Annotated in this window: 13 protein-coding genes; 6 read left to right on the top strand and 7 right to left on the bottom strand. The window is 57.9% G+C overall.

Features of this window, described 5'->3' with window-relative positions; all coding sequences use genetic code 11:
* Positions 1–18 precede the first annotated feature (18 nt).
* The 3 genes from B5F98_RS03730 (at position 19) to B5F98_RS03720 (ending at position 3,636) form a co-directional block, all read left to right on the top strand.
* Entirely contained in the window at positions 19–279 is a 261-nt protein-coding gene (locus B5F98_RS03730) for a metal-sensing transcriptional repressor (RefSeq protein WP_087229000.1), read from the top strand.
* 13 nt (positions 280–292) lie between these two features.
* A complete protein-coding gene (locus B5F98_RS03725; protein ID WP_087369664.1) occupies positions 293–2,803 on the top strand; it encodes a heavy metal translocating P-type ATPase in 2,511 nt (836 codons plus the stop codon).
* A 149-nt stretch (positions 2,804–2,952) separates the two neighbouring features.
* Positions 2,953–3,636, top strand: a complete 684-nt coding sequence (locus B5F98_RS03720; protein ID WP_242961589.1) for a VTT domain-containing protein — start codon at positions 2,953–2,955, stop codon at positions 3,634–3,636.
* A gap of 40 nt (positions 3,637–3,676) precedes the next feature.
* On the opposite strand, the gene B5F98_RS03715 is transcribed toward B5F98_RS03720, so the two are convergent.
* From B5F98_RS03715 to B5F98_RS03685, 7 genes are all read right to left on the bottom strand, one after another.
* Entirely contained in the window at positions 3,677–4,933 is a 1,257-nt protein-coding gene (locus tag B5F98_RS03715) for a diaminopimelate decarboxylase (protein WP_087369662.1), read from the bottom strand.
* Between the two features lie 118 nt (positions 4,934–5,051).
* Positions 5,052–5,963, bottom strand: coding sequence for a zf-HC2 domain-containing protein (locus tag B5F98_RS03710; RefSeq protein WP_087369660.1), 912 nt, complete (start codon positions 5,961–5,963; stop codon positions 5,052–5,054).
* Positions 5,960–6,457 (bottom strand): sigma-70 family RNA polymerase sigma factor, encoded by a 498-nt coding sequence (locus B5F98_RS03705; RefSeq protein ID WP_087369659.1) that lies wholly within the window; start codon positions 6,455–6,457, stop codon positions 5,960–5,962. Before B5F98_RS03705 ends, B5F98_RS03710 begins: the two co-directional genes overlap by 4 nt.
* Positions 6,458–6,594: 137 nt before the next feature.
* Entirely contained in the window at positions 6,595–7,914 is a 1,320-nt protein-coding gene (locus tag B5F98_RS03700; protein WP_087369725.1) for a uracil-xanthine permease family protein, read from the bottom strand.
* Positions 7,915–8,235: 321 nt separating this feature from the next.
* Positions 8,236–9,663 (bottom strand): IS1182 family transposase, encoded by a 1,428-nt coding sequence (locus B5F98_RS03695; RefSeq protein ID WP_242961587.1) that lies wholly within the window; start codon positions 9,661–9,663, stop codon positions 8,236–8,238.
* A gap of 111 nt (positions 9,664–9,774) precedes the next feature.
* The gene (locus B5F98_RS03690) at positions 9,775–11,187 is read right to left on the bottom strand and encodes a CoA-binding protein (RefSeq protein ID WP_087369658.1); all 1,413 of its coding nucleotides are present in this window, start codon (positions 11,185–11,187) and stop codon (positions 9,775–9,777) included.
* A 1-nt stretch (position 11,188) separates the two neighbouring features.
* The gene (locus tag B5F98_RS03685) at positions 11,189–12,406 is read right to left on the bottom strand and encodes an AsnC family transcriptional regulator (RefSeq protein ID WP_087229018.1); all 1,218 of its coding nucleotides are present in this window, start codon (positions 12,404–12,406) and stop codon (positions 11,189–11,191) included.
* Between the two features lie 239 nt (positions 12,407–12,645).
* On the opposite strand from B5F98_RS03685, the gene B5F98_RS03680 reads away from it, so the two are divergent.
* The 3 genes from B5F98_RS03680 to B5F98_RS03670 are packed head-to-tail and all read left to right on the top strand — an operon-like array spanning position 12,646 to position 14,481.
* The gene (locus tag B5F98_RS03680) at positions 12,646–12,966 is read left to right on the top strand and encodes a PadR family transcriptional regulator (RefSeq protein WP_087369657.1); all 321 of its coding nucleotides are present in this window, start codon (positions 12,646–12,648) and stop codon (positions 12,964–12,966) included.
* Entirely contained in the window at positions 12,959–13,561 is a 603-nt protein-coding gene (locus tag B5F98_RS03675; protein WP_158099770.1) for a DUF1700 domain-containing protein, read from the top strand. The genes B5F98_RS03680 and B5F98_RS03675 overlap by 8 nt, the downstream gene beginning before the upstream one ends.
* A complete protein-coding gene (locus B5F98_RS03670) occupies positions 13,558–14,481 on the top strand; it encodes a DUF4097 family beta strand repeat-containing protein (RefSeq protein ID WP_087369655.1) in 924 nt (307 codons plus the stop codon). The genes B5F98_RS03675 and B5F98_RS03670 overlap by 4 nt, the downstream gene beginning before the upstream one ends.
* The last annotated feature ends 9 nt before the right edge of the window (positions 14,482–14,490 follow it).

Below are 14,490 nucleotides of genomic sequence, written 5' to 3'. Positions count from 1 at the left end.
CACAAGGAGGGATGCGTCATGATGGCCGATGCCAAAACCGTGACTCGCCTATTGAAAACCGCCCGAGGACAATTGGACGGAATTTTAACCATGATTGAAGAGGACCGCTACTGCATGGACATCTCCCAACAGCTGTTGGCGGTGGATGCCCTGGTGCGCCGGGCCAACAAGGAGGTGCTCACCGCCCACCTGAAACACTGTGTGGAGCAGGCGGACACCCCCCAGGAGCGAGCCCAAAAGGTGGACGAGCTGGTGGCCGCCCTGGGCAAGCTGCTGTAAAGGAGGCCCCGCCATGAAACAGAAGTTTTTCGTCACCGGCATGACCTGCGCCGCCTGTTCCGCCCATGTAGAAAAGGCAGTGAAGGGTCTGGCAGGCGTCCAGGAGGTGCAGGTGAACCTGCTGGGCAACTCCATGTCGGTAACTTACAATGAGCCCCTGACCTCCCAGCAGATTTGCGAGGCGGTGGCCAAGGCCGGGTACGGGGCCACGGTGATGGGGGAAACAGCCGCCCCCACTCCCGCTCCCGTGTCCGATGCCCAGAAGTCCTTGAAGGTGCGCTTTGTCTCCTCCCTGGTCTTCCTCCTCCCCCTGTTCTACCTGTCCATGGGCCACATGATGGGCTGGCCCATTCCCCACTTCTTCCACGGCACCCAAAACGCCATGGTATACGCCCTCACCCTCTTCTTGCTCACCCTGCCCCCGCTGATCATCAACCGGGCCTATTTTATAAATGGCTTCCGCTCCCTCTGGCATCGGGCCCCCAATATGGACTCCCTCATCGCCGTGGGCTCTTCCGCCGCTATGCTCTACGGCATTGTGGCCCTGTACGCCATCGGCTGGGGGCTGGGCCACGGGGACACCGCCCTGGTGGAGCGGTACGCCATGGACTTGTACTTTGAGTCGGCGGCCATGATTGTCACCCTCATCACCCTGGGCAAGTTCCTGGAGGCCCGCTCCAAGGGCAAGACGGGCCAGGCCATCGCCCGACTCATGGACTTGAGCCCCAAGACCGCCACCGTACTGCGGGACGGCCAAGAGGTGACCATCCCCACCCAGGAGGTACAGGTGGGGGACCTGCTCCTCATCCGCCCCGGCTCCTCCCTCCCCGTGGACGGGGTGGTGGTGTCTGGGGTGTCCAGCGTAGACGAGTCCCCCCTCACCGGAGAGTCCATCCCAGTAGACAAAGGAGAGGGAGACCGGGTCATGTCAGGCTGTCTCAACGGCGCCGGCGTGCTCACCGTCCGGGCCACCCAGGTGGGCCAGGACACCACCCTGTCCCAGATGATCGCCCTGGTGGAGGAGGCCGCCTCCTCCAAGGCCCCCATCTCCCGGCTGGCCGACCGGGTGGCGGGTATCTTCGTCCCCGTGGTCATGGGCATTGCCCTGGTCACCGCCCTGGTTTGGCTGGTGAGTGGCCACACCGTAGCCCAGGCCCTCACCTCTGCCGTGGCGGTGCTGGTCATCTCCTGTCCCTGTGCCCTGGGGCTGGCCACCCCTGTGGCCATTATGGTGGGCACCGGAGTGGGGGCTCAGAACGGCATTCTCATCAAGTCCGCCCAGGCCCTGGAGCAGCTGGGCAAGGTGTCCTGCATCGTACTGGACAAGACGGGCACCATCACCCAGGGCAAGCCCCAGGTGACGGATGTGTACCCGGTGGGCCAACTGTCCCAACAGCAGTTGCTCACCATCGCCGCCAGCCTGGAGCACCCCTCCCAGCACCCTCTGGGCCAGGCCATTGTGGCCCACACCCAGGCTCAAAATCTGCCTCTCCAGGAGGTGGCGGACTTCCAGGCCGTCCACGGCAAGGGCGTGACCGGAACCCTTCAGGGGCTCCCCTTCCTGGCAGGCAACCAGGCCATGATGGAAGAGGCAGGGGTAGACCTGTCTTCCGTGGCCCAGCGCACCCAGGCCCTCACAGAAAAGGGCCACACTCCCCTGTACTTCGCCCAGGGCACCACCCTGGTAGGTGTCATTGGGGTGGCAGACACCGTGAAGCCCACCAGCGCCCAGGCCGTGGCGGAACTGCACAAGCTGGGACTGGAGGTTGTGATGCTCACCGGAGACCACCCTGCCACCGCTCAGGCCATCGCCCAGGAGGTGGGCGTGTCTCAGGTCATCGCCCAGGTACTGCCCACAGAAAAAGAGGGCCACATCGCCCAGCTGCAAGCCCATGGCCATCAGGTAGCCATGGTGGGAGACGGCATCAACGACGCCCCCGCTCTGGCCCGGGCAGAGGTGGGCATTGCCATTGGGGCAGGCTCAGACATTGCCCTGGACTCCGCCGACCTGGTACTGATGAAGAGCGACCTGCTGGACGCCGTCACCGCCGTGCGGCTGTCCCGGGCCACCCTGCGCAACATCAAGGAAAACCTGTTCTGGGCCTTCTGCTACAACGCCATCTGCATCCCTGTGGCCGCCGGGGTATTCTATCCCCTGTTCCACCTCCAGCTCTCCCCCATGCTGGCCTCTGCCGCCATGAGCCTGAGCTCGGTGTGCGTGGTCACCAACGCCCTGCGGCTGCGCCGCTTCCGCCCCACCAAATCGAATACCCCAGCGGTGTGCAAGAACACCTGCTGTGAATTGAAAGGAGAAGAACCTACCATGACTCAAACCATCCACATCCAGGGCATGATGTGCCCCCACTGCGTCAACCACGTCACCCAGGCTCTAAACGCCATCCCCGGCGTGTCCGCCCAGGTGGATCTGGCCAGCGGCACCGCCACCGTCACCGGAGACGTGTCCGCTGACACCCTCAAGGCCGCCGTGGAGGGGGCCGGATATCAGGTCACCGCCATCGACTGACCTCACAACACCGAGAAGAGCCGCCCCTGTGTGGGCGGCTCTTCTCCTATCTTAACTCTTTCTTGATAAAATCCTAACGGTTTGACACCTTTTTATTTCCGACACAATCTGCTACAATATTCCTATCTTTTCCCAGGAGGTGGGAAGTTGTGAACCCACGTATCAAACAGGCCCTGTTGTGGCTTGTCACCATAGCCTTGCTGGGCGGCTGCGTCTACGCCCTGTACGCCACTGGCTTTTTCCAGACCCTCCACTCCAGGTCGGCCATGGAGGCCTATATCGCCCAGTTCTCTCCCTGGTCCCACCTGATGTACTTTCTCATTCAGCTCATTTCGGTGATCGTCGCCCCCATCCCCAGCAACATCACCGCCCTGGTGGGGGCTGTGATGTTTGGATTCTGGCCCGCCTTTCTCCTCACCTGGGGGGCGGTGGTGCTGGGCTCTGTCATCGTCTTTCTCCTGGCCCGGGTGCTGGGCCACAAGTTTGTCCACCAGTTTGTCAGTGAGAAGGTGTCGGACAAGTATTTGGATGTCATCCAGCGCAAGCGAGATGTCTTCCTCTTTCTGGCCTTCCTCTTTCCCTTCTTCCCCGACGACCTGCTGTGCATTCTGGCGGGGTTCACCGACCTGAGCCTGAAACGCTTTCTCATCCTCTGCCTGGTGGCCCGGCCCTGGGGCCTGCTGGTGGCCTGCGGCGTGGGTGGCTCCGCCCTCTCCATTCCACCCTGGGCCATGGTCCTCATTGGTCTGGTGGGGCTGGCGGTGTTTCTCGTGGCCATGCGATACGGGGACAAGGTGGAACAAGCCATTTTACAGCGCATGAACAAAGACTAAAAACTTCCCGCCCGGCGGTGCCGGACGGGAAGTTTTCTTGTTACCAAACGAGAGTTGCAAAGTAGTCGTCGGGGGTCTCCGCCCGGCGCATCAGCTCCACCGAGCCGTCCCGCTTCAAAAGCAGCTCCGCCGAGCGCAGCTTGCCGTTGTACTGGTAGCCCATGGCAAAGCCGTGGGCCCCGGTGTCGTGGATGACCAGAATGTCACCCTTGTCGATCTGGGGCAGAGCGCGGTCAATGGCAAACTTATCGCTGTTTTCACACAGGGAGCCCACCACGTCGTAGACGTGGTCACAGGGGGCGTCCTCCTTGCCCAGCACGGTGATGTGATGGTAGGCACCGTAGATGGCAGGGCGCATCAGGTTGGCAGCGCAGGCGTCTACCCCGATGTACTCCTTGTAGATGTGCTTTTCGTGGACGGCGGTGGTGACCAGGTGTCCATAGGGGGCCAGCATGAAGCGGCCCAGCTCGGTGCAAAGGGAGATATCCCCCATACCAGCAGCCACCAAGATCTCCTCGTAGGCTTTCCGTACCCCCTCGCCGATGATGGCGATGTCGTTGGCGGGCTGCTCCGGGCGATAGGGCACGCCTACGCCGCCGGACAGGTTGAGGAAGGTGATGTGGCACCCGGTGTCCCGCTGCAGCTCCACGGCCAGCTCGAAGAGCACCCGGGCCAGAGCGGGATAGTAGTCGTTGGACAGGGTGTTGGAGGCCAGGAAAGCGTGGATGCCGAAGTTCTTGGCTCCCAGCTCCTTCAGGCGGGTGAACGCCTGCTTCATCTGCTCCTTGGTCATGCCGTACTTGGCGTCCCCCGGCTTGTCCATGACCTGGAAGCCCTCCTTGCTCTCCCCCAAGGTGAAGGTGCCGCCGGGATTGTAGCGGCAGGAGATGGTCTCAGGGACACAGCCCAGGGTGTCATAGAGGAAGTCCACGTGGGTCAGGTCGTCCAGGTTGATGATGGCCCCCAGCTTGTGGGCGTAGCGGAACTCCTCGGCGGGGGTCTCGTTGGAGGAGAACATGATCTCATGGCCGGTAAATCCACAGCGCTCTGCCATCATCAGCTCGGTGAGGGAGGAGCAGTCCACGCCACAGCCCTGGGCGTGGAGCAGCTTCAAAATGCCGGGGGTGGGGGTGGCTTTCACGGCGAAATATTCCTTAAAGCCGGGATTCCAGGAGAAAGCCTGGTACAGCTTCTTGGCATTGTCTTCAATCCCCGCCTGGTCGTAGATGTGGAACGGGGTGGGATAGGTCTCACGAATCTCCTTGGCCTGAGCCAGGGTGAGGAACGGTTTCTTCATGGTTTTCTCTCCTTTGATGCGGCTGACGCTCCCCTTTGAACGAGACCGCAGATATATCACGCTTTATCATACTAAAAGGATAGAATTTTGTCAACCATGAGAAATTCCCCACTTCCCCTCAATTTGGTCTCAACTCCCTCCACAGGCGGTAGAGGCTGGCCGCCAGCAGGACCAGGCAGTACACCAGCGCCCCGATGGCTACAATGAGGATGAAGTCCCGGGTGGCGCAATAGGACACTGTTCTAAAGCCCAGCACAATGAGATGTCCCACCCCATAGGCGGGAGGCAACAGCAGGGCCCGCCCCACCCATTGCCGGACCTTGGGCTTCTTCTTCGCTGCGCACCACACCACCAGGAGCACCACAAACACCCCCGCCGCCAGGACCAGATAGTAGCCCAGCACCAGCCGGGGCAGGGTCTCCATCCCTCCAGCCGGGTGTTCCCCATACACCAATACATCCCCCTGGCCGTTGTTCTGGGCGTAGTACACCAACACCGGGCGGTCGGTGTGGGGGGCAATGGTAAGGGTGCGGCTCCCGGAACGGGAAAACCACTGGTCCCAGGGAGAAGTCCACGCCTGAACAGAATAGCTCTCGCTCTGGTTGTCCGGCTCCTGGGTGCCCAGGTTCTCCACCTGACACTGGGTCACCGCCTGGTCAAAGGTGATGGTGAGGCTGCCGTCTGCCTGCTCTGTCACCTCCAACAACTGGGCCGTGTAGGGGAAATAGCGAGGCGCAGAGAGGATGGCAAAGGCGGACAAGAGTACCACCAGCACAAATCCACCCGCCAACAGGGCAGACTGTATCCGCTTGAGCAGCAGTTTCCGTTGGAGTCGCCGCAGCGGGGCCTCTGGGTGCTCTTCCTGGGCGGGCGGGGTTACGTCCGGGGGCTGGCGCAGGCTCTGGACCTCCGCCTGGCACGTCTCGCAGCTTTTCAAATGCTCCCCCACAAACTCCGCCGTCTCTGGGCTGACCATATCCTCCACATACAGGGGAAGCAGGTCTCGGACAATGCTGCATTCCTGTTTCATGTCTCGTTCTCCTCCAATCGTTGTCTGACCATGGCTTTGGCCCGGTGATAGGTGACACAGGCCCAATTGTGGGTCTTTCCGAACATCTGGCCAATCTCCTTGAAGCTCAACTCGGCAAACACCCGCCACAGAAACACCTCTTTGTAGGGCTCCGGCAGCTGGTGGAGTACCTTGCGGATACGCATGGCCTGGTCCCGCCGCTCACACAGCTGTTCCGGGGAGTCTCCCTCCTCCGGCAGTTCCAACAGCTGGGCCTCGTCCAGCGGTTGGGTACGGGTTTGCCCTTTCACATAGGTCAGGTAGCAGTTTTTCCCGATCTGACACAGCCACACCCGCACCTCGCAGTCGCCCCGGAAGGTTTGGATGCCCTGCATAGCCTTAAAAAAGGTCTGGCTGGTGAGCTCCTCCGCCACATGTTGGTCCCCGGACAGGCGCAGCAGATACCGGTAAACGTCATTAAAGTAGGTCCGGTAGATCTCTTCAAACTCGGTCACGCCACCACCTCCTTCCACCCATAAGACTGGGGAGTGGGGGAAATCTTACAAGACTTCCCCGAAAAATTTTTGCTGCAAAATACAGCGGCGTCCGGCCAGGTGAGCCGGACGCCGCGGGTAATTGATTGGAACGCTGCTTAGTAACGGCCAAAGTCGCCAGCGCGGCCCTCGGTGACGTCGGCACCGAAGGTGTAGTCCTTGCCGGGGAGGATGGCGTTGAGGGCGATGCCCGCAACGGCGGCCAGCGCCAGGTTGGTGAGGGTGATGTGCACCTCGCCGATGGCGAAGGTGATGCCATTGGTGAAGCCCAGACCGCACACCAGAATGACGGCGGCGATGATGAGGTTGCGGGAGTTGGTGAAGTCCACTCGGTTCTCCACCACGTTACGCACGCCGATGGCGGAGATCATACCGTAGAGGATGAAGGACACGCCGCCGATGATGGCGGTGGGGATGGAGTTGACCACAGCGGCAAAGGCGGGGCTGAAGGACAGCACCACGGCGTAAATGGCAGCCAGACGCACCACCCGGGGGTCGTGGACCCGGGAGAGCACCAGCACGCCGGTGTTCTCACCGTAGGTGGTGTTGGCGGGGCCGCCAAACAGGCCGGACAGAGAGGTGGCGATACCGTCACCGATGAGGGTACGGTGCAGGCCGGGGTCGGACAGGAAGTTCTTGCCCACGGTGGCAGAGATGGCGGACATGTCGCCGATGTGCTCCATCATGGCGGCAATGGCGATGGGGGCCATGACGAAGATGGAAGTCAGATCAAACTTGGCGATGACAAAGGGCTGGAGACCCACCAGCTGGGAGGAGGCCACACCGGAGTAGTCGATGAGGGGCACCACGTTGCCGGCGGCGTCCACGGCGGTAGCGCCAAAGGAGTTGGCGATCACAGCCACAATATAGGAGCCCACCACACCCAGGAGGATGGGGATGATCTTAATCATGCCCTTGCCCCAGATGTTGGCCACCACGATGATGGCCATGGCCACAATGGCCAGCCACCAGCAGGTGGAGGCGTTGGACACCGCAGAGGGGGCCAGGTTCAGGCCAATGAGGATGATGATGGGGCCGGTGACCACGGGGGGCAGGAAGCGCATGACCTTCTGCACACCCACCAGCTTGATGATACCGGCCAGAACCACATACAGCAGGCCGGCCACCACAATACCGCCCAGGGCGTACTGGAGCTTTTCGGCGGCGGCCATGTCGGCGTACTTGCCAGCGGTCAGCTCACTGACGGCCTGGAAGCCGCCCAGGAAGGCGAAGGAGGAGCCCAGGAAGGCGGGCACCTTCAGCTTGGTACATAGGTGGAAAAACAGGGTGCCGATACCGGCAAAAAACAGGGTGGTCTGAATGGACAGGGGCAGGCCGTAGGAGTTGCTCACCAGCATGGGCACCAGCACGGTGGCCCCGAACATGGCGAACATGTGCTGCAAGCCCAAAATCAGCATCTTGGGCCAGCCCAGGACACGGGCGTCCTGAATGGGCGCTTGATGGTTGTTCACGTTATTCTCTCCTTTTCTCTCATGTTCTCACAGAAAAAAAGACAATCACCCAAAAAAGGTAATTGTCTCATATAGGACGATGGAACGGCCACACCAAACACTCATTCGCCTTCATCTGTACCAGCATGTCCATTCCCTCCCTTCTGTCTCGACTTTGTATCATAGCAGATTGGAGGGAAAATGGCAATACAAAATAATTTCCATCCGCCCGGTGTGGGGCGGGAAGATTCCCGCCCCACACCCCAGACTGTCGAAGAACCCCTGTTTTCATGAAGCGAAAACAGGGGTTCTAGTCGTATTTTGGGGAACAAGAGCAAATATGATGCGCAAAATGGAGTTCTCCCAACTCCATTTTGCTAGCTTTTTCAAATTCATGGCAGCATATTTAAGCCTAACCCACCTGGTAACGGCGGCTAGACCTCTGTGGTGCGTATAACGCATAGCGTGCTTCTCCTTTGCATCAGCAAACACACGCTCAATGGTTTCTTTTCGTTGGGCATAGATTTTCTTGCCCTTTTCGGTTTTGCGGATGGCCTCCACAATATCCAGATACTCCTGCCAGATATGTGTGGTCATTGCCTTTTGCCCCTTTTCATTGGCTCCGCATTTAAATTTACATGGGCAAGATTTGCACTTGGACGGAGTCGTACGGTAAGTACGTTTTCCTTCCTTGTCCGTGGTGGTGTGTCGCAGCACACCACCTTGAGGGCAAATGAAACTGTCAGTTACAGGATCATACTCATACTCCCAAGGCTTGTACCGTTCTTTATCTCCTTTATACCTGGTATAGGGCATGATGGGGATTCTCCCATCCTCCAGAATCTTCTTTGCAATCCAAGGGGTTTTATATGCTGCGTCCATTGCCACATACTTCGCATGTTCAAATTTAGCTGTTATTTCATCGTAAAGTGCATCCCAAGCTACGCTGTCATGAATATTTCCTGCGGTTACTTCTACTCCAAGAATAAACCCTCGCCTATCACAAGCTGTGTGTGCTTCGTATGCAAACTGCCGTTCATGCTCTCCTTTGATGAACATTCCCGCATCGGGGTCGGTTGTGGAAACTGTCTTTTCAACCATCCCTCCACCAGAGGTGCCCTCATCATCGTGATCGTCATCGTCGTTGATAGGCTTTTTCCCCAACTTCTCACGTTCGGCATTTACTTCCTCCCGAAGCTGCTCAGCATATACCTTGGCAGCCTTGGATACTTGCTCTTTTTGGTATTTCTTCTTATTTGCACTGGCTTTTATGTGAGTCCCATCAATAAACACAGTTCGTGGGTCTACCATGCGGTTGTTAAGAGCTTTATTCAGGATGTGCTCAAAAATCTCCATGGTTAAGTCTTCAGGAAATCTATGGCAAAAGGCATAACTCACTGTTGAAAAGTGGGGAATTTCCTCCAGTAGTCCATACCCCAGAAACCAGCGATAGGCCAGATTTACGGTAATGTCCCGGTATGTCTGGCGCAACGATGCAATTCCAAACAAATGCTGAATCAGAGCCATTTTAATTAACACGACGGGGTCTATACCTGGTCTCCCGTTGTCATGGCAATAGTATGGATCCAGTTTCTCATACAACCACTCATAGTCCATGACCTTTTCCACTTTCCGAAGCAAGTGATCTTGGGGCACCAATGCTTCCAAATCTGTCACCACGGCCTCTTTTCGTGAATCTTTTCTCCATTGCTCCATAAAGCACACCCCCACATCTGATACCATTTTACCAGATGCGGGGATGTTTTGGAAGTTTTTCGACAGTCTGCCGGTGTGGGGCGGGAATCTTCCCGCCCCACACCCTTGGGATTATGCCTTGTTTTTCTTGATTTGGCCGTATTTATACAGCGCAATCATGGCGTTGACTGCCTGCTCTGCCGTGGGATAGGCGGGGATGCCGTGGTCCCGCAGCTTCATGATGGCCTCTTGGCACTCCTCGCCGCCCTGACACTCCATGATGAAGGGCTTGCCCAGGTGCTTGTAGGTCTCGTGGATCTGGATGACCACATCGGTGACCGCAGGCACATCGGTGACGGCAGTGGGACAGATGGAGCCCAGAATGCCGTGCACGTTGGGGTCCCGGATGGCCTGGGTAAAGGCGCCCTTGTACTGGATGGGGGAGGCAGTGCCCGAGATGTCCACGGGGTTCAGGGGCGAGCCAAACATGGGCATATAGGCCCGGATGCGTCCGGCCAGACCCGGGGAGATCTCAGACAGCTCATGGAGGGGCAGGCCGCAGCGCTCGAAGTGGTCACAGCTGAGCAGGCCGGAGCCGCCGCCGTTGGTGATCATCACCAGATGGTCTCCCTTGGGGGTGGGCTGCATGCCCAGAGCCAGGGACACGTCCAGGAACTCCTGCCAGGTGGTAGCCCGGATGGCCCCCGCCCGCTCAAAGATCTCGTCATAGAAGGCATCGGTGGTCCCGGCGTTCTCGCTGGCGGTGTGGGCAAAAGCCGCCTTCTCGCCGATCTTGGAGCCGCCCACCTTGATGGTGACAATGGGCTTATCCACATGTTGGCAGGCGTCCACAAAGGCCTCGGGGCTGTCCAGGCCCTCGATGTAGATGGCCAGACACTTGGTGTTGGGGTCCCGTCCGGCATAGGCCACGAACTCGCAGAAGTCCACGTCTGCCTTGTTGCCCAGGCCCACAAAGAAGCTCATGCCGAAGTGGTCCTTCTGAGAGGTGCCCAGGGCGGCCAGCAGATTGGCCCCCGACTGGGAGATCATAGCCACAGGGCCCTTGATGGGCAAATAGGGGATGAAGCCGCAGTTGAAGTTCAGGTAGGGGCTGCCCATGCCCACCAGATTGGGGCCGATGAGGGGCAGCTGGTTGTCCCGGCAGTACTGGGTGAGCTGATTTTGCAGCTCGCCCCGGCCAATCTCCTTAAAGGCGCTGGTGGCGATGACCACGATCTTCACCTTTTTGGCCACGCAGTCCTCCAACACGGATTTGACAATGTGGGCGGGTACGGCCACGAACACCAAATCCACATCATAGGGAATGTCTTTGACAGTGGGGTAGGCAGGCAGGCCATGCACCACGTTGCTTCTGGGGTTGACGGGGTACAGTTCTCCTTTGTAGCCCCAGCGGCGCAGCTCCTCAATGACCTTATAGCCCACCTTGGTGGGGTACCGGCTGGCGCCCACTACGGCGATGGACCGGGGATTCAGGGCATATTGCAGGTTCTCAATGACATATTCTCTGGCGCGCTCTACCTTCATGTCATTTCACCTCCTCATGATTGGAAAACTGGCACTTGACGCAGCTTTGAGCGGTGCGGTCCTGGAGAAAGTCGTCGGTGAAGACGCACTCCTCCCAATAGCCGTTCTGGTCGTCCAAGCGGGCCACCCAGCGGCGGAACTGCCGGGGCGAGTCCGCCACCTTCACCTCCTCAATTTCTCCATAGCTCTCCAGCTTGGCCCGCAGGGCCTCGGGGTCGGTAAGCTGGTTGAAGGAGCTGAGCATCACGTCATAGAAGGAGTCGGAGAACTCCCAGATGTTGTTGAACTCGGGCATGTCGCTGAGCTCGTCCACCAGCTGGGCTTTCCGGTAGCTGGGCACATTCTGGAACATGCGCACCAGGTACATCTTCATGGACAGGCCCAAGCGCATGTGGTTGATGTAGATCATGGGCACAGCGATACGGCGCTTGTCGCAGATCTCCACAAAGTCCGCCTTCATCTGGGCCCCGTCCAGGCCGCTGAGCCGCTCCAGCACGTCATAGTCGAACATGTCCCCCACGGAAGCGGTGTTGTTGATGGCGTCGATAATGGCAAAGTCCGTCTTATCCAGGACGTCCTGGACCTCCAGCAGCTTGTCCACCTGCTCCTGGCCCCAGATGAACTTGCGGTAGCCGTCCCCATGGGCGTCCCACATGTTCACGTTGGACTCCCGCACGTCCCGGCGGATGGGACACAGGTGGACGTACTCCACCTCCGGCATGTCCCGCCAGGGTCCAATGACGTCGCTGAGCAGGTTATCCAGCACCCGCATGTGGTTTCCGTTGAAGTAGTCGAAGTCGCCGTTGGTCTCGTATCCGGTGCAGATGTCGTCCTTGTTCTGGAACCACTCGGACAGCTTGGCCTTCACCGCCGGGTCGGTGCCGTCCTTGAGCTTCACCACCCAGTAGTACAGGCCCCAGCCATACACCGCCACCGCCGGATTGTACACGAACATGATGGCGTGCTGGTCATACATCCGCTTGATTCTCTCCCCCACTTCCGCAGCCGGAATTCCAACTTTGTCCGAAATGTACTTTAAATTGAACACCTCGGGATAGTTCTGATAGAAGGACTTGGCCACGTTGTAGGCACTAAACTCTGCGCTGTCTGTGCTGACAATCCCCGGTTCTGTAAACCCAATGCCTCTGGGCGCATACCAATACTCACGCATCCACGCCTGATGCTGGTCGGAACCAAGGGTGTAGTGATTGTTTGACATACCGATCCTCCTCGTGTTGAAATTTTGACCTGTTTTCTACGGCAACCAGCCCATGGCTGGGTCATCTTCTGTGGGGGCTGCGAGGATGAGAGAGTCATGTTCTGCCTGTCTTCTCTTGTAAGTTTAGCACAATCATTTTTAATATTCAAGTATCATTCCCGGTATAGTGCACAATTTCTAAATACCCCTTGACACACAATACTATACGTGGCATAGTATTACGTGAAGGGAGGTATTCCATGGATATTCAGTTAAAGCGAGGGCTGCTGGACGTGTGTGTGCTGGCGGCCATCAAAAACGAGGATTCCTACGGCTATCAGATCATCAAAGACATGAAGCCCTATGTGGAGATCTCCGAGTCCACCCTGTACCCCATTTTACGACGTTTAGAAGGGGCTCAGCTGCTGACGGTACGAAAGGCCGAGCACAACGGCAGACTGCGCAAGTACTACCACATTACGCCCCAGGGGCTCCAGCGTCTGGAGGATTTCAAAGCCGAGTGGGATGAGATCGTATCCATCTACAAATTTATTGCAAGAGAGGGAGATGCGCATGAATAAGAAGGAATTTCTCGCCGCCCTTCGTGCGGGTTTAGCTGGATTGCCCGAGGCAGACGTGCAGCATTGGCTGGACTTTTACTCGGAAATCATCGATGACCGGATGGAAGAGGGCATGACAGAGTCTGAGGCGGTGGCGGATGTGGGTTGTGTACATGATATCGTAACTCAAATTCTCTCTGAGACACCGCTTCCTAAGTTGGTCCATGCCAAAGTAAAGCCCAAGCGGCCACTCAAAGCATGGGAAATTGTGTTGTTGGTCCTGGGCTCTCCGCTTTGGGTTCCGCTTCTCTTTGCGGGAGCACTTGTGGTTTTGGCCTGCTATGCGGTCCTCTGGGCCTGTATCATCACTCTGTACGCCGTGGACCTCACTGCTGCGCTGGGTGGGGTTGCACTGATCATCTCCGCTCTGTTCTACTTTCCCCCCAATCATGTTCTGTCCCAAATCTTTTTCGGCGGTACAGGACTGATGAGCGCGGGCATTGCTGTACTGTTATTTTTGGTCTCTGGCAAGGTAACTACATGGCTGCTCCGCCTGAGTAAAAAAGCGTTACTTGCAGTCAAGTTCCGTTTTGTGCAAAAGGAGGCTACTCTATGAAATTCACTCGAAAATTGGTGGTTCAGGTCGCTTTAGGTGTCACTGCCACAGGCTTTCTTTTATCCTTGGGTGCTCTGGCTGCCGCAAAGTTTGACCTTTCCCGTATAGACCCCCTGGCATCTCCCCACGTAACTTCACCCATGGGAGAGTCCGTCCCCAGCGCTGACGTAACCTCCAACGGCGAGAACGATAATTCTATTGGAATCGTCACCCAGACCGTGGCAGAGTCTTTTACCAACATCTCCGTGGATAGCGAAAATTGCGACGTACACCTCATCCCATCCCAGGAGGATATCTGCCAGGTGGAATATCCCACCCATCCAGAGATGACCTGTTCGGTGTCCGTACATGACGATACCCTGCAAATCGTGTTTGAGGATAACCGTATTTGGACGAACTTTATAAGTGCGTCCTTCCAGCCTATGGAGATCAATCTATATCTGCCCCAGACGCAGTACGAACATCTGGAACTGGAAACCGTCAGTGGAACTATGACAGTACCCGAAAGCTTCTCCTTCACCCAGTCCGATGTCCACACCACCAGTGGGGAAATCCAGTTCACAGCCCACAATTCCGAGGCCCTCTCTTTGGAGTCCGTGAGCGGCAACATTTCCGTGAACGACGTCACACCTCAGGCTCTCAAGATTCACACCACCAGCGGAGATATCCACCTCTCTCAGGTCGTAACCGCTGGCCCATGTACCATTGACAGCATCAGTGGAGATGTGGAACTGAAGGATTGCGATGCTCCGGAGTTGACCATTGACACCACCAGTGGCGACGTGGAAGCCTCCCTGCGAAGCGGAAAGACCTTCTCCACCCAGACCGTCAGCGGAGACGTAGAGGTCCCCTCGGACAGTTCCGGCGGTTCGTGCAACATCAGCACCATTAGCGGAGACATCACCTGCACTATCCAATAACAAATGAAG

Source organism: Pseudoflavonifractor sp. An44 (assembly GCF_002161675.1).
Taxonomy (GTDB): domain Bacteria; phylum Bacillota; class Clostridia; order Oscillospirales; family Oscillospiraceae; genus Enterenecus; species Enterenecus faecium.
Note: the sequence above shows the minus strand (reverse complement) of the source record. Positions and strands in the feature narration are given on the sequence as shown.

Coding starts and splice junctions, on each gene's coding strand:
- B5F98_RS03730 (WP_087229000.1), top strand. CDS start 19: ATGATGGCCGATGCCAAAACCGTGACTCGCCTATTGAAAACCGCCCGA.
- B5F98_RS03725 (WP_087369664.1), top strand. CDS start 293: ATGAAACAGAAGTTTTTCGTCACCGGCATGACCTGCGCCGCCTGTTCC.
- B5F98_RS03715 (WP_087369662.1), bottom strand. CDS start 4,933: ATGAAGAAACCGTTCCTCACCCTGGCTCAGGCCAAGGAGATTCGTGAG.
- B5F98_RS03710 (WP_087369660.1), bottom strand. CDS start 5,963: ATGAAACAGGAATGCAGCATTGTCCGAGACCTGCTTCCCCTGTATGTG.
- B5F98_RS03700 (WP_087369725.1), bottom strand. CDS start 7,914: ATGCTGATTTTGGGCTTGCAGCACATGTTCGCCATGTTCGGGGCCACC.
- B5F98_RS03695 (WP_242961587.1), bottom strand. CDS start 9,663: ATGGAGCAATGGAGAAAAGATTCACGAAAAGAGGCCGTGGTGACAGAT.
- B5F98_RS03690 (WP_087369658.1), bottom strand. CDS start 11,187: ATGAAGGTAGAGCGCGCCAGAGAATATGTCATTGAGAACCTGCAATAT.
- B5F98_RS03685 (WP_087229018.1), bottom strand. CDS start 12,406: ATGTCAAACAATCACTACACCCTTGGTTCCGACCAGCATCAGGCGTGG.
- B5F98_RS03680 (WP_087369657.1), top strand. CDS start 12,646: ATGGATATTCAGTTAAAGCGAGGGCTGCTGGACGTGTGTGTGCTGGCG.
- B5F98_RS03675 (WP_158099770.1), top strand. CDS start 12,959: ATGAATAAGAAGGAATTTCTCGCCGCCCTTCGTGCGGGTTTAGCTGGA.
- B5F98_RS03670 (WP_087369655.1), top strand. CDS start 13,558: ATGAAATTCACTCGAAAATTGGTGGTTCAGGTCGCTTTAGGTGTCACT.